Origin of the sequence: Streptomyces sp. NBC_00385 (genome assembly GCF_035917155.1) — a bacterium.
GTDB lineage: Bacteria > Actinomycetota > Actinomycetes > Streptomycetales > Streptomycetaceae > Streptomyces > Streptomyces poriferorum.
Window position 1 is genome coordinate 3,189,223 of sequence record NZ_CP107951.1, and the last position, 24,424, is coordinate 3,213,646.

Annotated in this window: 18 protein-coding genes and 1 riboswitch; of the genes, 8 read left to right on the plus strand and 10 right to left on the minus strand. The window is 72.5% G+C overall.

Annotation, left to right across the window (positions count from 1 at the left end; all coding sequences use genetic code 11):
* Nucleotides 1-97 precede the first annotated feature (97 nt).
* Complete coding sequence (locus tag OG959_RS13920; RefSeq protein WP_326658499.1) at nt 98-1,531, plus strand: helix-turn-helix domain-containing protein; 1,434 nt, start codon at nt 98-100, stop codon at nt 1,529-1,531.
* A gap of 123 nt (nt 1,532-1,654) precedes the next feature.
* On the opposite strand, the gene sucD is transcribed toward OG959_RS13920, so the two are convergent.
* The 7 genes from sucD to OG959_RS13955 all read right to left on the minus strand — a co-directional run bounded on the left by sucD (nt 1,655) and on the right by OG959_RS13955 (nt 11,139).
* Nucleotides 1,655-2,539 carry a succinate--CoA ligase subunit alpha gene (gene sucD / locus OG959_RS13925; protein WP_148020304.1) on the minus strand — a complete coding sequence of 295 codons (885 nt, stop codon included), beginning with the start codon at nt 2,537-2,539 and terminating at the stop codon, nt 1,655-1,657.
* A 21-nt stretch (nt 2,540-2,560) separates the two neighbouring features.
* Nucleotides 2,561-3,742 (minus strand): ADP-forming succinate--CoA ligase subunit beta, encoded by a 1,182-nt coding sequence (sucC, locus tag OG959_RS13930; RefSeq protein WP_148020303.1) that lies wholly within the window; start codon nt 3,740-3,742, stop codon nt 2,561-2,563.
* Between the two features lie 342 nt (nt 3,743-4,084).
* Entirely contained in the window at nt 4,085-5,251 is a 1,167-nt protein-coding gene (locus tag OG959_RS13935; RefSeq protein ID WP_326658500.1) for a hypothetical protein, read from the minus strand.
* Nucleotides 5,252-5,359: 108 nt separating this feature from the next.
* Nucleotides 5,360-6,235, minus strand: coding sequence for a hypothetical protein (locus OG959_RS13940; RefSeq protein WP_326658501.1), 876 nt, complete (start codon nt 6,233-6,235; stop codon nt 5,360-5,362).
* Nucleotides 6,236-6,338: 103 nt separating this feature from the next.
* Entirely contained in the window at nt 6,339-7,547 is a 1,209-nt protein-coding gene (locus OG959_RS13945) for a vWA domain-containing protein (protein ID WP_326666372.1), read from the minus strand.
* 77 nt (nt 7,548-7,624) lie between these two features.
* The gene (locus OG959_RS13950) at nt 7,625-10,030 is read right to left on the minus strand and encodes a DUF5682 family protein (protein WP_326658502.1); all 2,406 of its coding nucleotides are present in this window, start codon (nt 10,028-10,030) and stop codon (nt 7,625-7,627) included.
* The gene (locus OG959_RS13955; RefSeq protein ID WP_326658503.1) at nt 10,027-11,139 is read right to left on the minus strand and encodes an ATP-binding protein; all 1,113 of its coding nucleotides are present in this window, start codon (nt 11,137-11,139) and stop codon (nt 10,027-10,029) included. Before OG959_RS13955 ends, OG959_RS13950 begins: the two co-directional genes overlap by 4 nt.
* Nucleotides 11,140-11,256: 117 nt before the next feature.
* On the opposite strand from OG959_RS13955, the gene OG959_RS13960 reads away from it, so the two are divergent.
* Nucleotides 11,257-12,720 (plus strand): SWIM zinc finger family protein, encoded by a 1,464-nt coding sequence (locus tag OG959_RS13960; protein ID WP_326658504.1) that lies wholly within the window; start codon nt 11,257-11,259, stop codon nt 12,718-12,720.
* A 16-nt stretch (nt 12,721-12,736) separates the two neighbouring features.
* The gene (locus tag OG959_RS13965) at nt 12,737-14,455 is read left to right on the plus strand and encodes a DUF5691 domain-containing protein (protein WP_442805568.1); all 1,719 of its coding nucleotides are present in this window, start codon (nt 12,737-12,739) and stop codon (nt 14,453-14,455) included.
* A 130-nt stretch (nt 14,456-14,585) separates the two neighbouring features.
* Here OG959_RS13965 and OG959_RS13970 read toward each other — a convergent pair whose 3' ends face one another.
* Nucleotides 14,586-14,999, minus strand: coding sequence for a cobalamin B12-binding domain-containing protein (locus OG959_RS13970; RefSeq protein ID WP_148020298.1), 414 nt, complete (start codon nt 14,997-14,999; stop codon nt 14,586-14,588).
* A 516-nt stretch (nt 15,000-15,515) separates the two neighbouring features.
* On the opposite strand from OG959_RS13970, the gene OG959_RS13975 reads away from it, so the two are divergent.
* The gene (locus OG959_RS13975; protein WP_326666374.1) at nt 15,516-16,397 is read left to right on the plus strand and encodes an esterase/lipase family protein; all 882 of its coding nucleotides are present in this window, start codon (nt 15,516-15,518) and stop codon (nt 16,395-16,397) included.
* A 272-nt stretch (nt 16,398-16,669) separates the two neighbouring features.
* The gene (locus tag OG959_RS13980) at nt 16,670-18,295 is read left to right on the plus strand and encodes a M23 family metallopeptidase (RefSeq protein ID WP_326658505.1); all 1,626 of its coding nucleotides are present in this window, start codon (nt 16,670-16,672) and stop codon (nt 18,293-18,295) included.
* Nucleotides 18,296-18,402: 107 nt separating this feature from the next.
* On the opposite strand, the gene pcrA is transcribed toward OG959_RS13980, so the two are convergent.
* On the minus strand, nt 18,403-20,841 hold the full coding sequence (gene pcrA, locus OG959_RS13985) for a DNA helicase PcrA (RefSeq protein WP_326658506.1): 2,439 nt from the start codon (nt 20,839-20,841) through the stop codon (nt 18,403-18,405).
* Between the two features lie 259 nt (nt 20,842-21,100).
* A riboswitch (cyclic di-AMP (ydaO/yuaA leader) is annotated at nt 21,101-21,267 on the plus strand.
* On the opposite strand from pcrA, the gene OG959_RS13990 reads away from it, so the two are divergent.
* The 3 genes from OG959_RS13990 (at nt 21,266) to OG959_RS14000 (ending at nt 23,808) form a co-directional block, all read left to right on the plus strand.
* Nucleotides 21,266-22,444 carry a C40 family peptidase gene (locus OG959_RS13990; RefSeq protein ID WP_326658507.1) on the plus strand — a complete coding sequence of 393 codons (1,179 nt, stop codon included), beginning with the start codon at nt 21,266-21,268 and terminating at the stop codon, nt 22,442-22,444. It overlaps the preceding riboswitch by 2 nt.
* An 83-nt stretch (nt 22,445-22,527) precedes the next feature.
* Nucleotides 22,528-22,809 carry a hypothetical protein gene (locus tag OG959_RS13995; RefSeq protein WP_326658508.1) on the plus strand — a complete coding sequence of 94 codons (282 nt, stop codon included), beginning with the start codon at nt 22,528-22,530 and terminating at the stop codon, nt 22,807-22,809.
* A gap of 96 nt (nt 22,810-22,905) precedes the next feature.
* Nucleotides 22,906-23,808, plus strand: a complete 903-nt coding sequence (locus tag OG959_RS14000) for a hypothetical protein (RefSeq protein ID WP_326658509.1) — start codon at nt 22,906-22,908, stop codon at nt 23,806-23,808.
* 104 nt (nt 23,809-23,912) lie between these two features.
* Here the strand turns inward: OG959_RS14000 and OG959_RS14005 are convergent, their stop codons facing one another.
* Nucleotides 23,913-24,266, minus strand: coding sequence for a hypothetical protein (locus OG959_RS14005; protein ID WP_219573938.1), 354 nt, complete (start codon nt 24,264-24,266; stop codon nt 23,913-23,915).
* Nucleotides 24,267-24,424: the final 158 nt, after the last annotated feature.

A 24,424-nucleotide genomic window follows, 5' to 3' on the forward strand; every position in this document is an offset into this window, starting at 1 on the left:
CACGCGCCTATTCCGTGTAACGGGCGAACGGCCGTTGTGTCGCTCAATATACGTTTATGTACTTTTTCACCCGGTGCAGGCCGGTCGGGGAGCCCTCATGACCCAGAGCACCGCCGGCACATCCTCCTCCCCTCCGCTCCCCTCGCCCAAGGAGCGGCGCAGGCTGCGGGAGGCGAAGTCGCTGAGTGAGGCGCAGGTCGCGGCGGCCGTGGGCGTCACCCGGGCCACGGTCCGGGCCTGGGAGACGGGCCGCACCAGCCCGCGCGGACGCAAGCGCGAGGTGTACGCGCGACTGATCGGGACCGGCGGTACGCGGTCCACTTCACGCCCCTCCCCCGTCAAGCCGGCCACCCCGAACAACCCGCCGAGAGCCGCCGCAAGCCGGACCAGGCCGGCGGAATCCGCGCCGGCGGGGTCCGGGGCCGCCGGTGCGCCCGACGCGGTGGGGGCCGCCGAGCCGTCCGCGACGCCCTTGACCGACCCTCTTCCGCCGACCCCCGTCGAAGCCATCGGGAGCGACGCCATGGACCCGACCGAGCCCGGCACCACCGCAGCCGCAGCCGCAGCCGCACCGGCGCAGGCGCCGCCCGCGCCCGCCGAGGCCGCGCGCACGGCCGACACCGTCGAGGCCGGTGCGGCGGACGGAGCGGACGCGGACGGATCGGACGGATCCGATGCGGTCGAATCGGCCGAAGCGACCGAAGCCGCCGGGCTCTCCCCCGCCGAGGCCTTCGACTCGCTGTACCGGCACACCGCCGCCGCGCTCTACCGGCAGACCTACCTGCTGACGGGCCGCCGCGCCCTCTCCCGGGAGGCCGTCGGCAAGGCCTTCGAGCAGGCCTGGCAGCGCTGGCCGGAGGTCGCCGTGGACCGCGACCCGGTGGGCTGGGTGCGGGCGGCCGCCTACGAGTACGCGATGTCACCGTGGCACCGGCTGCGCCGCGAGCACCGCCACCCGGACCCGCCGCCCGAGGCGCCCGGCCCGCGCGCCCTGCTCGACGCACTGCTCGCCCTGCCGCCCTCGTACCGCCGCACGCTACTGCTGCACGACGGTGTCGGTCTGGGGCTGCCGGAGACCGCGGCGGAGACGGAGGCCAGCACTCCGGCGGCGGCGGGGCGGCTGGTGAACGCCCGGGCCGCCGTCGCCGAGCAGCTGCCCGAGCTCGCGGAGCCGCCGACCCCTGCCGAGCAGTCCGCGCTGCTGCACGAACACCTCGGCGCGCTGGCCCTCGCCCAGCCGGCGTCCTCGCTCCCGGTTCCGGATCTGATCCGGACGGGCAGCGAGCGCAAGGCGCAGCTCTGGACCCGGGCGGCCATCGCCTTCACCGTGCTGCTGATCGGTCTGACGCTGATCACCCTGGCGACGGCCCCGACCCGGTACGAGACGCCCGAGTCACCCCCGCAGAGGGTGGAGGGGGTGCCGCCGCTCGGTGGTCCGCAGAAGCTGACGCCGCAGGACAAGAAGCTCCAGAAGAAGCTCGGCGGTGAGCTGGTGCGCGGTCCGGGCCGACTGGTCCCCCGGGCCGGCTGATCCGGCACGCCTTCAGCGGACCGGGCACGGAAAGACGCGGGCCCGTACCCCCTGATCGGGGTACGGGCCCGCGTCCTGGTGCGGTGACGCGTTCCTGCGGTGGTGCTCCGACGCGGTGAGGCGTCAGGCGCCGAGGATCTCGCGTGCCAGCTTGGCGGTCTCGGTCGGCGTCTTGCCGACCTTGACGCCGGCGGCCTCGAGGGCCTCCTTCTTCGCCGCGGCGGTGCCGGAGGAGCCGGAGACGATGGCGCCGGCGTGGCCCATGGTCTTGCCCTCGGGGGCGGTGAAGCCCGCGACGTAACCGACGACCGGCTTGGTGACGTTCTTCGCGATGAAGTCCGCCGCACGCTCCTCGGCGTCGCCGCCGATCTCGCCGATCATGACGATCAGGTCGGTGTCGGGGTCGGCCTCGAACGCCGCGAGGGCGTCGATGTGCGTCGTACCGATGACCGGGTCGCCACCGATGCCGACGGCGGACGAGAAGCCGATGTCACGGAGCTCGTACATCATCTGGTAGGTCAGCGTGCCGGACTTCGACACGAGACCGATGCGGCCGGGCTTGGTGATGTCGCCCGGGATGATGCCGGCGTTGGACTGGCCGGGGGTGATGAGACCCGGGCAGTTCGGGCCGATGATCCGGGTCTTGTTGCCCTTCGCGCCGGCGTACGCCCAGAAGGCGGCCGAGTCGTGGACGGCGATGCCCTCGGTGATCACGACGGCGAGGGGGATCTCGGCGTCGATCGCCTCGATGACGGCGGCCTTCGAGAAGGCCGGCGGCACGAAGAGGACGGACACGTTCGCGCCGGTCTTCTCCATCGCCTCGGCGACGGAGCCGAAGACCGGTACCTCGGTGCCGTCGAAGTCGACGGTCGTGCCGGCCTTGCGCGGGTTCACGCCGCCGACGATGTTGGTGCCGTCGGCGAGCATGAGCTTGGTGTGCTTCATGCCCGTCGAGCCGGTCATCCCCTGGACGATGACCTTGCTGTCCTTGGTGAGGAAGATAGCCATGGTGGTCTGAGTCCCTCTTCCTTACTTCGCAGCCGCGGCGAGCTCGGCGGCCTTGTCGGCCGCGCCGTCCATGGTGTCCACGCGCTGAACGAGCGGGTGGTTGGCGTCGGAAAGGATCTTGCGACCCAGCTCCGCGTTGTTGCCGTCAAGGCGCACGACGAGCGGCTTGGTGACCGCTTCGCCCTTGGTCTTGAGCAGCTCCAGCGCCTGGACGATGCCGTTGGCGACCTCGTCGCAGGCGGTGATGCCACCGAAGACGTTGACGAACACGGACTTGACGTCCGGGTCGCCGAGGATGATCTCCAGGCCGTTCGCCATGACCTCTGCGGAGGCGCCGCCACCGATGTCGAGGAAGTTGGCGGGCTTCACGTTGCCGTGGTTCTCACCGGCGTACGCGACGACGTCCAGGGTCGACATGACCAGACCGGCACCGTTACCGATGATGCCGACCTCGCCGTCGAGCTTGACGTAGTTGAGGTTCTTGGCCTTGGCGGCAGCCTCGAGCGGGTTGGCTGCGGCCTTGTCCTCGAGCGCCTCGTGACCCGGCTGACGGAAGTCGGCGTTCTCGTCGAGAGACACCTTTCCGTCCAGGGCCAGGATCCGGCCGTCCTTGGTCTTGACCAGCGGGTTGACCTCGACGAGGAGGGCGTCCTCGGCGACGAAGGTGTCCCACAGGGTCACCAGGGCCTCGGCGACACCCTCGGCCACGTCGGCCGGGAACTTCGCCTGGGCCACGATCTCGCGGGCCTTGACGATGTCCACGCCGTCAACGGCGTTGACCGGGACCTTCGCGAGGGCCTCGGGGGTCTTCTCCGCGACCTCCTCGATGTCCATGCCGCCCTGCACCGAGGCCATGGCCAGGAAGGTGCGGTTGGTGCGGTCGAGGAGGTACGAGACGTAGTACTCCGCCTCGATCTCCGGGGACAGCTCGGCGATCATCACCTTGTGGACCGTGTGGCCCTTGATGTCCATGCCGAGGATGTCGGTCGCCCGGGCGACCGCCTCGTCGGGGTCGGCGGCCAGCTTCACGCCACCGGCCTTGCCGCGGCCACCGACCTTCACCTGCGCCTTGACGACGGACTTGCCGCCCAGCCGCTCGGTCGCCTCGCGGGCTGCCTCAGGCGTCTCGATCACTTCACCGGCCAGCACCGGTACACCGTGCTTGGCGAAGAGGTCCCTCGCCTGGTACTCGAACAGGTCCACGCGCGTCCGTCCCTTATCAAATGGTCTCGCGGTTGGTTTTCTGCGTGGGCGTGCCGCGAGGGGCAACGTGACTGCTCTGTCACAAGGAAGGCGCACACGGTGACCGAATACGCGGCATGTCCGTCTCGCAGGTTATCCCCGCGCCCCGCAGGACCCTAAATCGCAGATCACACCTGGGCGGTGATTACGGTCACAGATCACGCTGGTGGCCGGGCCGCAGTGGACAAATCGACATGGGACGGCGGGCGGCGTGACAGCGGGGCGGCTCCCCGCGGACCGGGCGGTCCCCCGCCGGTCCGGACCATGCGGGGTCCGGACCGTACGGGAGACCGCCCGGCACTCTCAGATCCCCTGGAGCGGGTACGCCGGAGTGGTGACGGACTGCTCCGGGTTCAGCGACGAGACGGTCTCCGAGGCCGACGACACGGCGTCGGAGACGTAGGCGGGTGTGACGGACGTCAGCCCCTGGGAGCCGTACGCGGCGTGCTCCACGGCCGGACGGGCGTCGTCACCGACCGTGGACACGAGACCGCCCGCGAGCGGACGGACCCGGGAGCCGACGCCCTGGGCCAGCGGCATCACCTGTCCGGTGACCCCCTGGGCGAACGGCGCGACGGCGTCGCCGGTCAGGCCCTGGGCCAGCGGCCGGACCTCGGAGACGACACCCTCGGCGAACGGCTGGACCGCGCCGGTCACTCCGTACGCCAGGGGCTGGACCTCGGTCGTCACCCCCTGCACGAAGGGCAGGGCGGCCTGCGTCACCACTCCGTCGGCGAACGGCGTGACCTCACCGGTGACGCCCTGGACGAGGGTGGACACGTCTCCGAGCGCCTGTCCGACGACCGGGAGCACCGAGGAGACCGCATCGGCGACCAGGGGCGGCAGCACGGCGTCGGATGTCTGTCCGACGACCGGTGCGGCCTGGGCGAGGGCGCCTTGGGCGGTGTTCCCCGCGGTGTCGAGCGCGTGGGGAGCCGCGGTCCGCACATAGTCCTGGCCGATGCCGCGGCCGAGGTGCTCACCGGTGTTCTGACCGATGTTCTGACCGGTGTTCTGACCGGTGTTCTGTCCGGTGTTCTGTCCGTAGCCGGGGAGCTGCTCGATCGGGCCGAAGAGGTAGTCGACGGGCGCTTCGGGGGCAGGCGCGCCGATGGTCCCGGCCGCGGCGTTCTGTGGTGCGGACGCAGCGGTGTCCCGTGCGGTGGATGTGGCGGTGTTCTGCGCGGCGGACGCCTTGGCACGGGCGTCGGACGCTACGTCGGCGGCCTTCGCGCGGGCGGTGTCCTGGAGACCCGCGGCCTTGGTGACCGCGTCCGCGCCGTCGATGCCGTTGATGCCGTCCGTCACGTCGCTCACGTCGGCCGCGTCGGCCACATCGGCCGCGTGGTCGGGGGTGGACAGCGGGAAGGAGACGGGAAGTTCGTCCGCGCTTGCGGCTGCGGTGCCGAGCGCCCACATACCGGTGGCCGTGGCAGCGACGGCTATGGAACGGCGGATGTTCTTGTGCATGTGTGTGTCAGATCCTTCGAATGGGTTCGGCGGCCCGGAGTACGTCCGGACGGCGGGCAGACCTGTTCCGCCCCCGCGCGGCAGGTCGAGGCGGGGGAAAGGCCTGCCCTAGCCGGGGAATTCGAGGATGTCGCCGGATCTGTCACGGACGGGCGCGGCGGTCGCCGGAAGACCGGCGCCGCGAACGAGTCCGAAGGAGGTGCCGTCCGCCGACGGAACCGCGTGCTGGTCACCGCCGCGGGGCGGGTGGATCTCGGCGGACGCGGAATGGCCCTGCTGCCCGCCGTCGGGCCCGAAGGGTCCCCGGGGTGCCGGACGGTGGTCCGCTGCGGCCTCCCGGTGAGGGGCCGCCGCCGCTGTCCCGTCCGGTGCGACGCCGGTACCGGTGACGCTCCCCGGGCGAGGCGCGGCCGGAAGGTCCGGTGCGGCATCGTCGGGCGCGTCCGGCGCGGGACCGGTCTGCGGCTGCTCCGGGGTGACCGGCAACGACGGTACCGGCAGCGGCCGTTCGGCCTCGGGCGGGAGGACCACCGTGATGTCGCGGAGCCCGGAGACGGCCGTGCCCACCGTGCTCTCGACGGCCGCACCGACGGGCCGGGTCACCTGCCGGACGGTGTCCCGTACGGGCCCGGTGACCGGACTCAGTACGGCGCGGGCGACGTCCCGGGGTGTGGGCGCGGGTGGTGCGGCGGCCTCCGGTGCCACCGCATGTGCTGCCTGAGCTGCCTGTGCCGCCGGTTCCGTCACCGTCCGGACCGGCCGCTGTTCCTTGACCGGCTGTGGAAGCAGTCTCTGGACCGTTTGGCGCTCCGGTCGCAGGTCAGGTCGCAGGTCCGGTTGCTGGTCCGCCTGCGCACGGGAGCCGAAGAACAGCCCCAGAGCCAGCAGACCGCCGAGGAACAGCACCACCTGCAGCGCGCGCCGGCCGGCCGCGCCGCGCCGGGGGCACGGGGCGGCCGCGGGAGCGGCAACTGCGGTGGTCACGTGGGAGCGAGCCTCTCAGGACGGGATGGACCGCGGAATGCGATCCTCCGCGGACGTCGGGACGATGCTTGCACGAGCCGCCCGGGGTGACGCAAGTCCCCTGTTACCGATGGGTCTCCTTGTCCGGTATGGGCAGGGGCCGCTTCTCGATCGCGGCCGCCATCACGTCCGGGAAGAGGTCCGGCGTACAGGCGAAGGCGGGAGCACCCAGGGCGGAGAGGGCCGCCGCGTGGTCACGGTCGTAGGCGGGCGCGCCCTCGTCGGAGAGGGCGAGCAGGGTCACGAACTGCACTCCGGACGCCTTCATCGCGGCGACCCGCTTCAGCATCTCGTTGCGGATGCCGCCCTCGTAGAGGTCGCTGATGAGCACGACGACGGTGTCGGCGGGGCGGGTGATCCTGGACTGGCAGTACGCGAGTGCCCGGTTGATGTCCGTGCCTCCGCCGAGCTGGGTGCCGAAGAGCACGTCGACGGGGTCGTCGAGCTGGTCGGTGAGGTCGACGACCGCCGTGTCGAAGACGACGAGTCTGGTCTGCAGCGCGCGCATCGAGGCGAGAACGGCGCCGAAGACCGACGCGTACACGACGGACGCCGCCATCGAACCCGACTGGTCGATACAGAGGATGACGTCCTTCTTCACGGACTGCGCGGCCCGCCCGTAGCCGATGAGGCGTTCGGGGACGATCGTGCCGGCCCCGTCCTCGCCGGGGAGGGTGAGGTAGTTCTTGAGGTTGGCCCGGATGGTGCGGTCCCAGTCGATGTCGTGGTGCCGGGGGCGCGTGACCTTCGCGGAACGGTCCAGTGCGCCGGTCAGCGTGGCCCGGGTCCGGGTGGAGAGCTGCTTCTCCAGCTTCTCGACGACCTTGCGCACGACGGCCCTTGCCGTCTCCTTCGTCGTCTCGGGCATGGCCTTGTTGAGCGAGAGCAGCGTGCCGACGAGATGGACGTCCGCCTCGACGGCCTCCAGCATCTCCGGTTCCAGGAGAAGCGCGGAGAGGCCGAGACGGTCGATGGCATCACGCTGCATGACCTGGACGACGGACGTGGGGAAGTACGTACGGATGTCGCCGAGCCAGCGGGCCACGGACGGGGCCGAGGCACCGAGTCCGGCCGACCGCCCGCTGCCGCCCCGGCCACCGGACCTGCCGCCCTCGTAGAGCGCCGTCAGCGCGCCGTCCATCGCGGCGTCGCGGCCGGTGAGGGTGCATCCGGTGCTCTCGGCGCTGTCCGCGCCCAGCACCATGCGCCACCGCCGCAGCCGTTCCTCGTGGCCGGTGGCGGCCTGCGGCGTTGCCGTTGTCGTCGCTGCCATGTCCACGGGGCCGTCCACCGGGCCATGCATCGCGCCGTCCACTGCGCCGCCCGTCGCGCCCGTGCCGTTCGCCGTCGTCATCCCGTCGCCCCCAGCCGTTCCTCTTGGTGTGCGGATGTCTCCGCCGCCGTCGTTGCGGCATCCAGGCCCAGCAGCAGGCGCAGCACCGGCACCACCGCGTCCGCGCGTGCCGCGTCGAGGACGGGTCCGAATCCGGGTGCCGTGGACTCGCGGCCCGGAACCGCTCCGGTGCCCGGGTCCGTGCCGGCGGCCGGGCCGCGCCGGACGAGTTCACCCAACGTGCGCCGCACGCCCGGCTCGTACGCCGAGAAGGTGCGGCGCAGCAGGGGCAGTACGTCGGTGAAGGTGCCGGCCGGGACCCCGGTGAGCCAGGAGTCGACCAGGGCGAGCAGTCGTTCGTCGTGGACCAGGAGCATGCCGCCGCCGGCCGCGCCGCCGACGAAGCCCTCGATCCATGCGGCGGCGTCGGCAGGCGGTGTGCCGGGCGAGAGGGCGAGGCCCATCAGCCGGGCGGCCTCGTCCTGTGCGAGGCGCCCGTCGTCGAGCAGGAGCCGGGCGGCCCGGCCGCGGATCACTCCGGCGACCGTGTCCCGGGCGGTGAGCCGGTGCAGCACCGACCTCCAGCGTGCGCGCAGCCCGTCCGCGTCGGCCGGTACGGCACCGGCGAGCAGCCCGATCGCCGTATGGACGCCGTCCACCTGGCGGCGCAGGGCGGCGGCCCCGTCCGCGTCGAGCCCGGTGCAGGCGGGCGGCAGTCCGACGCAGATCCGCTCCGCGAGCCCGGCCGCGACCTCCCCCAGCGCGGCGGTGTCCGTGGAGCGGACGTCTCCGTAGCGCAGGGTGCGGGCCAGGGCCGGCAAGGCGTCCGCGAGGTGGCCGACATCGGCGTCGAGCGCGGCCCGGTCGGCGAGGACCCGCATCACGACGGGGAGCGCCTCCGTCAGTCCCGCGAGCAGGCACCGCTCCGCCAGGGCGGTGACCTCGGCGAGCGCGGTGGCCGCCAGTGCGTCCGACTCCGCCCGCGCCGTGGCCGCGGAGAGCACGGTGGTGCCCCAGACACCCGCCTCCGCGACCCGTACGTACAGCTCGGGTTCCCAGTGAAGCCGCCAGCTCTCCCGGAACGTGCCGGTGCTCCCCCGGCCCGCGGCGGGTTCGCCCCAGCCGATGCCGAGGAGGCGCAGCCGGTGCAGGAGCCGGCTGCGCGCCGCGTCGGTGTCCTTGCGGAGGTCGAGCTCCAGCTCCCTTTCGGAGGCTTCCGGTTTGAGGCGGAGGGTGCGCTGCTGACGGCTGAGGTCGCGCTGCAGGGGCACGGCGGGGGCGGTGTCCGGCACCTCGCCGAGTGTCACGCCGACGACCAGGCGGTCCCGGACGAGGGCGAGCGGCACGTCGGAGCCTTCGCACATCACGGCCCGCACGGCGTCGGTGGTCTCGCTCAGTCCGGCGAGCGGCCGGCCCCGCATGGCGGCGAGGGTGTCGGCGAGCCGGACCGCCTCGATGACATGGGCGGAGGACACGAACCGGTCCTCGTCACGCAGGAGTCCGGCGACCTTGGTCATCCAGCGCTCGACGGGGCGGTCCGGGGAGGCGAAGAGGTGCTCGTACCAGCCGGGCGAATCGATACCCGCGCCGTATCCGCTGTGCCGGGCGAGCCGCTGGTGGGTCCAGGGCACCCAGGTCAGCTCCGCCTTGACCTTGGGGAGGCCCTTGAGGAGCGCCCGGTCGGCGGTCTGCGTCGTCCTGGCTTCGAGCGCGGGGACATGCCAGGCACCGCAGACCACGGCGAAGGCGCCGCCGAACTCCTTGCGCGCGGCGCGGAGCTGGACGCGCATGTATGCCTCCCGGACCGCATCCCGGGGATGGCCGCCGTCCCCGTACACCTCGCGCAGGGCGGTCATCGCCTCGCCGAGCGCGGCGAAGGCGGCCAGCGGGTCGGTGGCCGCGGCGCCCGGCAGGCCGGGGACGCGGTGCTCCACGACGTCTTCCCACCAGCGCTCGGGGTCGTCGTACCCCGCCGTCTCGGCCAGCACCCGGATCGGATCGACGGGAACCGGCCGTGGCTCGGCCTCCCGTTCGGGCCTGGGCTCGTCGTCCTGTCCGGGGCGGCGCTCCCGCTCGACGTCCTCCGCCATGGCCAGGGAGTGGGCCGCGGGCAGGTCGATGAAGCGGACCGGGACACCGTGCGCCAGGGCCCAGCGGATCGCGACCCATTCGGGCGAGAACGCGGCGAGCGGCCAGAACGCCGCCCGGCCCGGGTCGTCCACCGCATGGGCGAGCAGGGCGACGGGCGGCCGCATCTGCTCGTCGGCGGCGAGCGGCAGCAGCGCGTCGCCCTCGGGCGGGCCCTCGATGAGCACCGCCTGCGGACGGGCCGCGTCCAGGGCGGCACGGACGGCGCGGGCGGACCCCGGGCCGTGGTGCCGCACCCCGAGCAGCAGCGGCCCCGCCGGGCGCGCGGTGGTCATACGGAGACCTCACGGCAGGCGCGGTAGAAGTCCTTCCAGCCGTCCCGCTCGCGGACCACGGTCTCCAGGTACTCCTGCCAGACCACACGGTCGGCCGCCGGGTCGCGGACGACCGCGCCGAGGATGCCGGCGGCGACGTCCCCGGGCCGCAGCACGCCGTCGCCGAAGTGGGCGGCGAGAGCCAGTCCGTTGGTGACGACGGAGATGGCCTCGGCCGTGGACAGTGTCCCCGAGGGGGACTTGAGCTTGGTCCGGCCGTCGGTCGTGACCCCGTCGCGCAGTTCGCGGAAGACCGTGACCACGCGGCGGATCTCCGCGAGGCCGTCGGGCGCGGGCGGCAGGTCGAGCGAGCGCCCGACCTGGTCGACGCGGCGCGAGACGATGTCGACCTCCGCCTCGGGGGTGGCGGGCAGCGGCAGCACCACGGTGTTGAAGCGGCGGCGCAGCGCACTGGACAGCTCGTTGACCCCGCGGTCGCGGTCGTTGGCCGTGGCGATGACGTTGAATCCGCGGACCGCCTGGACCTCCTGGCCCAGCTCGGGCAGCGGCAGGGTCTTCTCCGACAGGATCGTGATCAGTGAGTCCTGCACATCGGCGGGGATACGGGTGAGTTCCTCGATGCGGGCGGTCATGCCCTCGGACATGGCCCGCATCAGCGGGCTGGGCACCAGCGCGTCACGGCTGGGGCCGTGCGCGAGCAGCTGCGCGTAGTTCCATCCGTAGCGGACGGCTTCCTCGGGTGTGCCCGCCGTGCCCTGGACGAGGAGGGTCGAGTCACCGCTGACGGCGGCCGCGAGGTGCTCGGACACCCAGGTCTTGGCGGTGCCGGGCACCCCGAGGAGCAGCAGCGCGCGGTCGGTGGCGAGTGTGGTGACAGCGACTTCGACGAGGCGGCGGGGGCCCACGTACTTGGGCGTGATCACCGTGCCGTCGGGCAGGGCGCCGCCGAGCAGGTACGTGGCGACGGCCCACGGCGACAGGCGCCAACGCTCGGGCCGCGGGCGGTCGTCGGCGGCGGCGAGTGCCTTCAGCTCGTCGGCGAAGGCGTCCTCGGCATGCGGGCGCAGGACTTCGGCGCCGGTGGCTGCGGTGGTTTCGGACACGGTCATGGATCCCCCTCCAGATCGGTTGGCCTGGTGTGGTTCCCACCGTGCACCATGGCACTGACAATCGACCTTCCCGCAGGTCAGGGGCAGTTGTCAGTGGTGCGGCCTAACGTCGTTCCCATGCTGCTGACTGACGGGGGAGAACCCTTGGGCGCCGCTGCTCCGGCGGCGCGCTGGACGGTGGAGCAGGTCCTGGCCCTGGCTCCTGACGACGCCTCGCGCAAGGCGGGGAACAAGCTGGGTTCGGCCGGTCCGTGGTCGGACACCGGAGGGGATGGTTCGGGCGCGGTGTGGGGGCTGTGCCGGGGCAGCGGGAGCAAGCCCTACCGGACGGTGATCGACACCACCGGCCCGGCGTACAAGTGCAGTTGCCCCAGCCGCAAGTTCCCGTGCAAGCACGCGCTGGGCCTGCTGCTGCTCCTGGCGTCCGGCGGACCGGCGGTGCCCGCCGGCACTCCGCCCGACTGGGCGGAGGAATGGCTGACGGGCCGTCGCGCCCGGGCCAAGGAAGAGGCTCCGGGCGGCGGCCCGGCCGATCCCGAGGCCGCCCGGCGCCGCGCCGAGCGCAGGGCGGAACGGATCGGCGGCGGTGCGCAGGAGCTGGAGCAGCGCCTGACCGACCTGCTGCGCGGCGGGCTGGCCGCGGCCGAGCAGTCGGGGTACGGGCTGTGGGAGGAGACGGCCGCCCGCATGGTCGACGCGCAGGCGCCCGGTCTGGCGGGCCGGGTGCGGGAGCTGGGCGCCATCCCGGCCTCCGGTCCCGGCTGGCCGGTGCGGCTGCTGGAGGAGTGCGCGCTGCTCCATCTGCTGGACACGGCGTGGCTGGGCATCGACCGGCTTCCGCAGCCGCTGGCGGCGACGGTCCGTACCCGCGTCGGTCTGACATCCGCCGCGGAGGGACCGCAGGTCCGTGACCACTGGCTGGTCCTCGCGCAGTACGACACACCCGAGGGCAAGATCGTCACGCGTCGGGTCTGGCTGTACGGCAGGGAATCGGGCCGCACCGCGCTGCTGCTGTCCTTCGGGGCCGCCGGCCGCTCCCCCGCGCTCGCCCTGCCGGTGGGCGTGACGCTCGACGCCGGAGTCACGCACTTTCCCGGGTCCGGACAGCTACGGGCGGAGCTGGGCGAGCAGTTCGGCCCTCCCGTGCCGACCGGGCCGCCGCCCCCGGGCGTCACGGTCGGCGGGGCGATCGCCGCGTACGGCAGGGCGCTGGGCGACGACCCGTGGCTGGAGTCCTGGCCGGTGACGCTGAGCGATGTCATACCCGTGCCGTCCGCGGACGGCTGGCAACTGGTGGACGCGGAGGGCGATGACGCCCTGCCCGTCGCCGCTGCCGCGCTGTCCCGTCCGGCGCTGTGGAAGCTCGTCGCACTCTCCGGCGGTGGCCCGGTCACCGTCTTCGGGGAGTGCGGCCACCGCGGCTTCGACCCGCTCGCGGCGTGGTCCCCCGGAAGCGAGGACGGACGCGAGGACGGTGGCGGCTCCGCGTCGGCGGCTCCGTCGTCGCACAAGCGGCCGGACGCCGCCGCCGTCTCCGCCGTCTCCGCCGTCTCTGCCGCCGAGACCGTGCCGCTCATCTGATCCTGGAGGAGGAGCGATGCCTCGTACCACCCCGCCCGCGCCCACGACCGGGCACACGACCACGACCGGTCTCATGACCACGACCGGGCCTGTGCCCCCGACCGATTCGTCGTCCGACGCACCCACCGGGGGGCCGGTGTCCCCGCCGTGGGAGGAGCTCGTCACCGCGGCGCTGCTCGGCACGGACCGACGCCCATCCGGGGCGGCCGCCGGCACCGGTCCCGACGCCGCCGCGGCCGCACTGCTGGACGCCGCCGCGCTGCACACCGTGCGCCGCCGGGCAGGTCTGCTGCCCGCCCCCGCCGCGCCCAGGCCCGGTCCCGCGCCCGCCGACCCACGGCCGGCGCTGCCGGAGACGGCCCGGAGCCGGCTGGCACAACTGCTCGCGGACCGGGCGGCTCCGGGCAGCTCCGGTGGCAGGCGCGGCACGGCGCCCGACCTCACGGAACTGATCCCGCAGTGGCTCGCCACCGCCAACCTGCACGGCTACCGGGCCCCGGACGCCGCGTTGCCGCCCCTGCTGGACGCGGCCCGGGCGCGTACGGATCTGCGGCCCCAGGCCCTGACGTTCGCCGGGCCGCGCGGGCTGTGGCTGGCCGGGCTGAACCCCGACTGGAAGTTCGCGCTGCGGGGCGCGTCCGGCAGCGCGCTGCTGCCCGAAGTGACGGACCGCGAGGCGGTGCGCCGCCTGTGGGAGGAAGGCCTGTTCGCCGAACGTGTGGCCCTGCTGTCCGCCGTACGGGCGCATGAGGCGGACGCCGCCCTCGCCCTGCTGGCCACCACCTGGTCCACGGAGCGGGCCGAGGACCGGCTGATGTTCATCGACTCGCTGCGCACCGGGCTGTCCGGGGCCGACGAGGAGTTCCTGGAGCAGGCCCTCGCCGACCGCAGCCGCAATGTACGTGCCACGGCCGCCGAGTTGCTGTCCGCACTGCCCGGATCGGCGCTGGCCCACCGGATGGCGGCGCGGGCCCTGTCCTGCGTGAGCCCGGGACTCACCGGCACCGGGCCGTCCGTAGCCGTGGAGGCCCCCCACGAATGCGACGCGGCGATGCAGCGGGACGGGGTGGTGGCGCTCCCACCGTCCGGGCGGGGCGAACGGTCGTGGTGGCTGGGCCAGTTGGTGGAGTCGTCCCCGCTGTCCGTCTGGGGGGCGCGGTTCGGCGGTCGTGGTGCGCGGGAGATCGTCGCGCTGCCCGTGGCCGACGGCTGGGGCGAGGAACTGCACGCGGCCTGGTGCCGGGCGGCGGTGCGGCAACGGGACGCGGAGTGGGCGCGGGCGCTGCTCGGCGCCCCCTCCGCACCGCCGTCGAACGGCCCCGGTACGGCGTCGCTCGCCGAGCGTTCGAAGCTGCTGGCCGTTCTCCCCACCGCCGAACGGGCCGACTGGGTGGCAGGTTTCATCGCGGCCCACGGCCTGTCGGAGGCGTTCCAGCTGCTGGGGGTCTGCCCGACGCCGTGGGCGGAGCCGCTGGGGCGTTCCGTGGTGGACGCCCTCGACATCGCCCGGGACGCGGGCAGTTACCCCTGGAGCTTCAGCGGGGTGATGGGCCTCGCCGAACGCTGCCTGAACCCGGCCGAGGCGGACCGGCTGGAGGTCCTCACCACGACGCCCGACGAACCCGCGGACGCCTCACCGGGTGCGAACGGCTACTGGTCGGAGGCGTTCCAGCGGCTGGTCTCCACGTTGCGGCTGCGCGCGGCGATGGACCGGGAGCTGATACCGGCCCGCTGAGGCAGCGGCCGGCGGATACGGCGCGCGGTGCCCGGCCCGGGGCGCCGCGTCCCGCCGGGCACACGGAACCAACGCCGCAGACGCGCGTGCCGGACCCCCGCGAGCCCGGCATGATCCGGACGAGAGGCCCTTAGGCCTCCGCCGGCTGGCGGACGTTCGCGTTGACCCATTCGACGATCGCGACCGTCGTCGCGCCCGGCGTGAAGATCTCCGCGACGCCCTGCTCCTTCAGCGGGGCGATGTCCGCCTCCGGGATGATGCCGCCGCCGAAGACCTTGATGTCGGCCGCGTCGCGCTCCTTCAGCAGCTCGATCACCTTCGCGAAGAGCGTGTTGTGCGCGCCGGAGAGGATCGAGAGGCCGATGGCGTCGGCGTCCTCCTGGATCGCGGTGTCCACGATCTGCTCGGGCGTCTGGTGGAGCCCCGTGTAGATGACCTCCATGCCGGCATCGCGCAGTGCCCGCGCGATCACCTTGGCCCCGCGGTCATGGCCGTCGAGGCCCGGCTTGGCCACCACCACACGGATCGGACCGGTCACACCCATCACTGCCTCCACATGCGTCTCCCGTGCCTGAAGGCCAGGGAATGTGAACGAACGTTATCCCCAGCATCCCGCAAGCCGCAGTTTCGCGGTGGGCGGGGAGGGGGAAATCACACGTGGGACATGTTCACCGGGCACCGTTCCCGCAGCACACGGCAGTCCTGCCGTGCGGGACCGGCCGCCGGGGGAGCCGCAACGAGGTCGTCGTACCACCGTGCCGTCAGCCGCACGGCACGGTGGTACGGCTCACCACCCGCCCGTCCGCCGGTCACCGATGGTGGTCCAAAGGACACGGCGGGCGGCGAGTCCCGGACGGCGACCGGCCGGCCCGGACCTCCGAGAGGGCGCCCCATGAGGGCAGACGGGGCAGCGAGCCGCTCCTCCCCGGGTGCCGGAGCAGGAGGTTCGACCATGAGGACCCCGCACACCCCCAAGACCGCGCGAGCCCCGATCCTGCCCCTTCTTCCCCTGGTGCTGCGCCGGCTGTGTACGGACGCCACCTGGCTGCCGTCCGTCCGGATGCCGTCCACCCGGCTGTCCGCGGCCCTGCTGAGGGCGACGGCGCTCGAACTGGTGGTGCTCGCGGGGCACGCCCTTCTGTATCCCACCGGCATCACCGGCGAGCGGCACCCCGCGGCCGATACGGCGACGGGAACGGGAACCAGAACGGGAACGGGAACAACAACGACCGGAACGGCAGGCCACCCCGGCCCGGCTCCCGTATCCACTCCCGCAGGGACCACCGCGCTGCCCACCGGGCACCCCGACCGGCCGCCCGTCGTGCTCCTGCACGGCTTCGTCGACAACCGTTCCGTCTTCGTCCTGCTGCGCCGCTCGCTGGCCCGGCATGGCTGGCACCACCTGGAGTCGCTCAACTACTCCCCGCTGACCTGCGACATCCGTACGGCCGCCGAACTGCTCGGCCGGCACATCGAGGAGATCTGCGCCCGCACCGGCCACCGCGAGGTCGACATCGTCGGCCACAGCCTGGGCGGCCTCATAGCGCGCTACTACGTCCAGCGGCTGGGCGGTGACCGGCGGGTCCGTACCCTCGTCACCCTCGGCACACCGCACGGCGGCACCGCCGTCGCCCCGCTGGCCGGCGCCCACCCCATCGTGCGCCAGATGCGCAGCGGCTCGGTGCCGATCGAGGAGCTGCGGCTCCCCGCGCCCGGCTGCCGCACCCGGTTCGTCAGCTTCTGGAGCGAACTGGACCAGGTGATCGTCCCGGTCGAGGCGGCCTGCGTCGACCACCCGGACCTGGACGTGGTCAACGTGCGCGTGACCGGCGTCGGCCATCTCGCCCTGCCCGTGCACCCCGCCGTGGCCGCCGGCATCCGTCAGGCGCTCGACGCCCACGCGTCGGCCCAGGGGCCCGCTGGCGCCGCCTCCGTGGCCTGAGAACGACCGAATCTGCCGGAATCCGGCAGCCGCGCACCCTTCCGTCAACGCTCCGTCCTGCCCACAAATAGAACGAGTTTCGAACATAGAGCCAAGGCTGTGTGAGCAGCCCGTCGAAAGACGGCCGATTGCCCGTTTCCTGAGCCGCCGGAGGCCGTCGAAGATTGTCGGCGTCGCATACCGCCGGGTACAGTCGCGGCCACTGCTTTCCCCGGAGTCCCCCACCGGACCCCGGACACCCTGGTCCTGCTGCCGAGGCGAGAGAGACGTTGGTGAACGACCAGCACCCCCACGCCGGGTACGCCGGATACGACGGCCACTCCACGGGCGGCTTCGACAGCGACCCGCTCTTCGGCTCCCTCCCCGGCGGTTACGACGGGTCGTACGACACCACGACGGGCTACGCCGCCCCGTACGGCAGCAACACGGCCGAGCACAGCGGTACGTACGACGCCTCCTCGTGGGACACGGGCGCGCACCCGACGGCCGAGTACGGCCATGCCGCCGATTACACGGCCTACACCGCGCAGCCCCAGCAGGAGCCCCAGCAACACCCGTACGACCCCGGCCCGCAGTACGACACCGGCGCGACCTGGATCCCGGCGGACGGCGGTTACGGCCACACCGTCCCGGCCCAGCACGGCGCCCCGGACACCTCCGGCCAGTGGGACACCACCACCTGGCAGCAGACCGGCCAGTGGACCGGCACGGACACGACGGGTTACGACACCGGCGCCTACGACGCCACCGCCTGGAACACCGGCGCCACGCCCGAGTACGCACAGCAATCCGCGCACACCGCGGCAGCGCCCGACGCAGCCGAACAAACGGCCCAGTATCCGTACGCGACCGACGAGACGTACGAGCGGCAGAGTTCCCACGAGACGCCGTACGAGACGCCCTTCGATCCGCAGGCGCCCTTCGATCCGTACGACCCGTACGAGCCCTACCGGACCGCCGAGTTCAGCCTCGCGCAGACGGACCTCGACACAGCGGCCACCGACGGCACCGCGTCCGAGCCGGACGACCGCCCTCACGAGCACGTCCGCGACCACGACTCCGCCGCACCCGGCTCCGCCCCGGACGCCGACTCCGCCCCGGCCACCGGTCACCGCCCCGCGGGCCGCCCCGTCACCCGCAGTGGTGGCGCAAGCCGCAGCCGCAGGCGCTCCCCCGCGAAGCGTTCCGCACTCCTCACCGTCGCCGTTCCGTCCGCCTGCGTGATGAGCGTGGCGGGTATCGCCGCAGCCTCCGTGGGCGGGATGGGCGGTGGCGAGGAGAAGAAGGACGAGACCACGACGATGGCGGCCGCCGACCCCGGCACGGTCAAGCCCGTCGCGGCCAACAACGAACTGGACACCCAGCTGGCCAACCTCAGTGCCGACGCGGAGAACTTCGCCGACCGTGCCAGCCGCACCCAGGAGCGCATCGACCTGAAGGCGCGGCAGGCCGCCGAGAAGAAGAAACGCGCGGAGGAGGCCGCCCGCAAGGAGGCACTGCGCCCCAAGTTCGTCATGCCGGTCAAGGATCACCAGCTCAGCGCGTACTTCGGCCAGGCGGGCGTCAACTGGATGTCCGTGCACACCGGTATCGACTTCCCCGTCGACTACGGCACTCCGGTGATGGCGGCGACCGACGGCACGGTGCGCACGCAGTTCAACACCGCCTACGGGAACATGGCCATCGTCACCGCGGCCGACGGCACCGAGACCTGGTACTGCCACCTCAGCAGCACCCGGATCCGCTCGGGCTCGGTCAAGGCCGGTGATGTGATCGCGCACTCCGGCGACTCCGGCAACTCGACCGGCCCGCACCTGCACTTCGAGGTCCGGCCCGGCGGCGGCGCGGCGATCGACCCGCTGCCCTGGCTGCGCAGCCACAACGTCAACCCGAACTGACCGGCGGGCGGCCCGCAGCCGCCCGCCGAAAAGGCCGCCCCCGACAAGAGACCGCCCGCCGAAGAGGCGGCCCCGCAGGGTCCGCCCGCCGAAGCGCCCGAGCGGCTCTACAGCTTCTCGACCGGGGCGTACCGCAGCAGCAGCTTCTTCGGCCGCTCGTCCCCGAAGTCGACCGTGGCCTTCGCCTGGTCCCCGATGCCCTCGACCGCCGTCACCGTGCCCAGACCGAACTGGTCGTGAGTGACCCGGTCACCGGCCACCAGCGTGATCGTCGGCTTGTCCGAGGTCCGCCGGGTCGCGAAGCCCGAGGGGCCGGAGCGCGCACGGGACGCGGAGAGCGACGAGGTGATCCCCGACGTCGGCCCGGCCGGCGCCGCCATGGGGCCCTTGCGCTTCCACTCCAGGTGCTGGTCCGGGATCTCCTCCAGGAACCGCGACGGCGGGTTGTACGAGGGCTGGCCCCAGGCGCTGCGCATCGCCGCGCGGGTGAGGTAGAGCCGCTCCCGGGCGCGGGTGATGCCGACGTACGCCAGCCGGCGCTCCTCCTCCAGCTCCTTGACCTGGCCGAGCGCCCGCATGTGCGGGAAGACGCCGTCCTCCATGCCGGTCAGGAAGACCACCGGGAATTCGAGGCCCTTGGCGGTGTGCAGCGTCATCAGCGTGACGACACCGGAGCCGTCCTCGTCCTCGTCGGGGATCTGGTCCGCGTCGGCGACGAGCGCGACCTTCTCCAGGAACTCGGCGAGCGTGCCCGCGCCTTCGTCCTCGGCCCGCTCCTGCTCGAACTCAAGGGCGACGGAGGCGAGTTCCTGGAGGTTCTCGATCCGAGTCTCGTCCTGTGGGTCGGTGGACGCCTGGAGCTCGGCGAGATAGCCGGTCCGCTCCATGACGGCCTCCACCACGACCGCCGGTCCCGCGCCGGACTCCACGATCGTGCGGAGCTCCTCCATCAGCGTGTTGAACCGCTTCACCGCGTTCGACGAACGGGCGGCCATGCCGTACGCCTCGTCGACACGGCGCAGCGCCTGCGGGAACGAGATCTTCTCGCGCATCGACAGGGCGTCGATCATGGCCTCGGCCCGGTCGCCGATGCCCCGCTTGGGCACGTTCAGGATGCGTCGCAGCGGGACGGTGTCCTCCGGGTTGGAGAGGACACGGAGGTAGGCCAGGACGTCCCTGACCTCCTTGCGCTCGTAGAAGCGCACGCCGCCGACCACCTTGTAGGGCAGGCCGACGCGGATGAAGATCTCCTCGAAGACACGTGACTGCGCGTTCGTCCGGTAGAAGATCGCCACGTCGCCGGCCTTGGCGTCGCCCGCGTCGGTCAGCCGGTCGATCTCGTCGGCGACGAACTGCGCCTCGTCGTGCTCGGTGTCGGCGACATAGCCGGTGATCCGGGTGCCGGCGCCCGCGTTCGTCCAGAGGTTCTTCGGGCGGCGGCTCTCGTTGCGCTCGATGACCGCGTTGGCCGCGGACAGGATCGTCTGCGTGGAGCGGTAGTTCTGCTCCAGCATGATCGTCGTCGCGTTCGGGTAGTCCTCCTCGAACTGGAGGATGTTGCGGATGGTCGCGCCGCGGAAGGCGTAGATCGACTGGTCCGCGTCACCCACGACGCACAGCTCGGCGGAGGCGTCCTCCGGACCGGCCGGGCCGACCAGTTCCCGTACGAGCGTGTACTGGGCGTGGTTGGTGTCCTGGTACTCGTCGACGAGGACGTGGCGGAAGCGGCGGCGGTAGTGCTCCGCGACGTCGGGGAACGCCTGGAGCAGGTGCACCGTCGTCATGATGATGTCGTCGAAGTCCAGCGCGTTCGCCTCGCGCAGCCGGGACTGGTAGAGCGCGTAGGCCTGGGCGAGTGTCTTCTCGAAGCCGTCCGTGGCCTGTCCGGCGAAGGTCTCCTCGTCGATCAGCTCGTTCTTCAGGTTCGAGACCTTCGCCGTGAACGACTTCGGCGGGTAGCGCTTCGGGTCGAGGTCGAGATCGCGGCAGACCAGGGCCATGAGGCGCTTGGAGTCGGCGGCGTCGTAGATCGAGAACGAGGAGGTGAAGCCGAGCCGCTTCGACTCGCGGCGCAGGATCCGTACGCACGCGCTGTGGAAGGTCATGACCCACATGGCGTTGGCCCGCGGTCCGACGAGCTGCTCGACGCGCTCCTTCATCTCGCCGGCGGCCTTGTTGGTGAAGGTGATCGCCAGGATCTGGCCGGGGTGCACGCCGCGCTCGGCCAGCAGATGGGCGATGCGGTGGGTCAGTACGCGGGTCTTGCCCGAACCGGCACCGGCGACGATGAGCAGCGGGGATCCGGCGTGCACGACGGCTGCGCGCTGCTCGGTGTTCAGCCCGTCCAGCAGCGCGGCCGCGTCGATGACCGGGCGGTGGGCCCCGTCGCGGTAGTACGCCTCGCGGGGCGGCGGGGGGCCGTCGAAAACGCCCGCGAAGAGGTCCTCCGGCACCGCTTCGGGTGCGGAGTCCTCGGGGGGCGGCGGGGGCCCTTCCTCCGTGTGCTGGAGGCCGGCCAGGAAACTGTCGTCAAAGAGGCTGCTCATCGCCTCCCGAGTCTAGGCGTGCGCACTGACACTCCGGGCCCGAGTGACCAACCACGCACCCCCGACCGGGCACACAGAGCGAGCGGGAAGCATCACTGTGTGCGGCAACCCCGGGCTCCACCTGCCCCGCAGCGCCCCGATCCGGTGAGGTCACGAAAATGTATCGGGCATATCGAACATCAACCTTCACAGCGGCACCATGAGTTGGCTAGCGTGCTCGTTCGGGCGGCCCGTACCCCCAGAGGCGATCCACGCCGAGCGGGCGTCCACGCCGAATCCGGGCTGCCCGTCACGGGAGTCCGGAACCGGGGACCCACACGCATCACCGGGGTGAATCGGTCCGCATCCCCCACCAGGACCGTAGGGCAGCCTTCCGTTCCGCCCGAACCCGACAGCTAACCCGGTAGGCGGTCCACGGAAGGAGATGCCGGCCTTGGCGTCGCATCGCAAACCGCGCACCCGCGTGCGCAATACCGGCCCGGCCGTCGGGATCACGACGGCCGCACTGGCGTCGGTGACCCTGCTGTCCACGCAGAGCGCACTCGCCGCCCCGGCCCCCAAGCCCAGCATCGAGGATGTGCAGAAGAAGGTCGACGACCTCTACCGGCAGGCGGGCACCGCGACCCAGCAGTACAACCAGGCGAAGGAAGCGACCACCGCGCAGCGCTCCAAGGTGGACACCCTCCTCGACGACGTCGCCAAGCGCACCGAGAAGCTGAACGAGGCCCGCCGGACGCTCGGCACGTACGCCGCCGCCCAGTACCGCGGTGGCACCCTCGCCCCGACCGCCACCTTCTTCCTGGCCGACGACCCGCAGTCGTTCTTCGACCAGACCCACCTCATGGACCGGATGACCGAGCGCCAGACGCGGGCGGTGTCGGACTTCCGTACGCAGCAGGTCAAGGCGTCCAAGCAGCGGGCCGAGGCCGTGGCGAGCCTGGAGACGCTCACCGAGTCCCAGGCGACGCTGCGCACCAGCAAGCAGAACGTCCAGACGAAGCTGTCCGAGGCCCGCGGCCTGCTGTCGAAGCTGACCGCCGAGGAGAAGGCACGCCTGGCCGAGCTGGAGCGGAAGAAGGAGGCGGAGGCCAAGCGCAAGGCGGCGGAGCTGGCGAAGAAGCAGGCCGCCGCGAAGGCCGAGGCCGACCGCAAGGCCGCGGCGGCCGAGGAGGCCGCCAAGGAGGCCGGCAGCGGTACGGGTACGGGCACCGGAACCGGGACGGGTTCGGGTTCGGGTTCGGACACCGATGCCTCGACCAAGGCCGAGAAGGTCATGGCGTTCGCCAGGGCACAGCTCGGCAAGCCGTACGTCTGGGGGGCGACCGGCCCGGCCTCGTACGACTGCTCGGGGCTCACCCAGGCGGCGTGGAAGGCGGCCGGTGTCGACATTCCGCGGACCACCTGGGACCAGGTGAACGTGGGCACCCGGATCGCCACGGAGGATCTGCAGCCCGGGGACCTGGTGTTCTTCTACGACGACATCAGCCACGTCGGCATCTACAAGGGCGACGGCATGATGATCCACGCGCCGAAGCCGGGGGCGAACGTGCGCGAGGAGTCGATCTACTACATGCCGATCTACGGGAGCGTACGGCCGGGCTGACGGGCCCGTCGGGACTGCCACGCGGGGGCGCGCTTTGGGTCCACGGGCCCAGGACCCGCCCCCCGTCGGCCCGTTGGCGCAACGTGGTCTCCAGCAGCGGCCAGGGTCTGTCCCCGGCGCAGCTGAGCGCCATCGCCACACGCGGTGACGTCCCGGTCCGCGTCAACGTCCAGGGCGCCACGCACGCCGAGCGGAACGCCTTGCCGGAGATCGACAAGCCGGGCGGCAAGCCCATCGCAGGCGGGGCGTCGCGCGAGGTCTGCCAGGACATCTGCGGACCGCTCATCAAGGGCTCCGAGGGTGCGGTCAGCGGCAATGTGACCGGGCGGGGCGGACGGAGGTACAAGACGTTCTGGTGGCCGTGACCGGGCGGGCGCCGGGTACCGTGCGGAAGGTGTCCGGCACCGGACGGGCATCGGCGTACAGGACGAGCACGAGCACGAGCGAGCGAGCGAGCGACCGTGAAGATCTTGGAGAGCGTCCGGGGCATGGCCTTCCTCGGGACCTTCGCCCGGGCGAGGCTGTTCTCGGCGGCCTGCGCCGAGCGCACCGCGGGAGTGCTTTTGCGGTATCTCGCCGACGAGGGGCGCCCGGAGGACCAGGACAGCTGCGTGGCCGCCCTGGAGCTGCTGTGGGACACCGCGCCGCCGGACGAGAGCGCGGCGGCCGCCATGCACCGCCGGCTGAGCGTGCTCCCCGAGCTCGATCCGGAACTCCGGCCGGACGGGGTCGTCGCGGCGGCGGCGCTCGGGCTCAGGGCCCTGTTCTCCGGAGTGGCGATGCTCATCGACCAGGGCCCGGACGGTGCGGTCGCGCCCTCCGAAGCGGCTCGGGCGCTTGCCCGGGCACTGGACGGCGGGGGCGGCGCGACGGCTGCCGAGGAGGACGTGATCCAGGACCGGGACGTCGAGCGGATCATGTCGTGGAGCCCCGAGGAGCAGGCGCTGCACGTCCACGGGCTGCGCGCGTCGGCGGCGGAGACGGGGCGCGAGCGGCTGACCGCGGCGCAGGACCGCTTCGGCCTCGGCGCCGGGGCGCCCGACGGGGCCGGTCCGGACCGGATCGCGGTGACGGCCACCGTCGGCCGCGGCGATGTGGCGGCGGCCGAGCAGCGCGCCCGCTACGGGGTGGTCGGGCGGATCACGGCGGGCTCCGACGCGGGGTTCTACCTCCGCGTCGACCGGCCGGCCGACCTGGCGGCGACGCCCGAGGAGCGGGCCGGGGCGGCGGGGGTGGACATCCTCGTGGCGGCCGACCCGGCGATGACGCGGGAGTGCGTGGGCGAGTGGGTCGAGGACTGGGCCGGCGTCGAGGAGGCGTTGCGGCGGGAGGGCCGGCAGGTCGACTGGGGTACCGCGCCATAAGGCCGCCCGGCCGACCGCGCCGCAAAACCGCCCGGCCGACCCGCGTCACAGGGCCACCCGGCCGGCCCGCGCCATGAGGCCCGCCGCCGGCCCGCGCCGGCGGCTCAGGTCCAGAGCGTGGCGATGAAGATGTTGACGATCGTGAGTCCGCCGACCGCCGCGAACAGGCCCTTGTCGACCTTCTCCTCGTCGCGCTTGACGTAGACGAGGGCGAGGATCACGACCAGGATCAGCAGTTTGATGCCGATCTTGACGTTGTTCACGGGGTGGTCGTCGGCCTGGTCGAGGCCGACCAGCGCGACTCCGGTGACCAGCATGGTCAGCGCTCCGTGCAGCATGGCCGGGACGAACCGCGCCGTGCCCGCTCCCATCGCCTTCATCTGGGTGAGGAAACCGCCCAGCAGGGAAGCGATGCCGATGATGTGCAGGGCGACGAAGACATCGATGAGTACACGCATGGCTCCGCAGCCTAGCCCCGGCCATATCAGCACTTCGCAGCCAGGTGGGCCTTAGCGGCTACTTGACCGCGAGATGCACCAATTGCCTGACTCTGATGCAATTTTTCCGATCATCCGGCGACAACGCAACGCCAAATTCACACAATAAGCGTCATTAC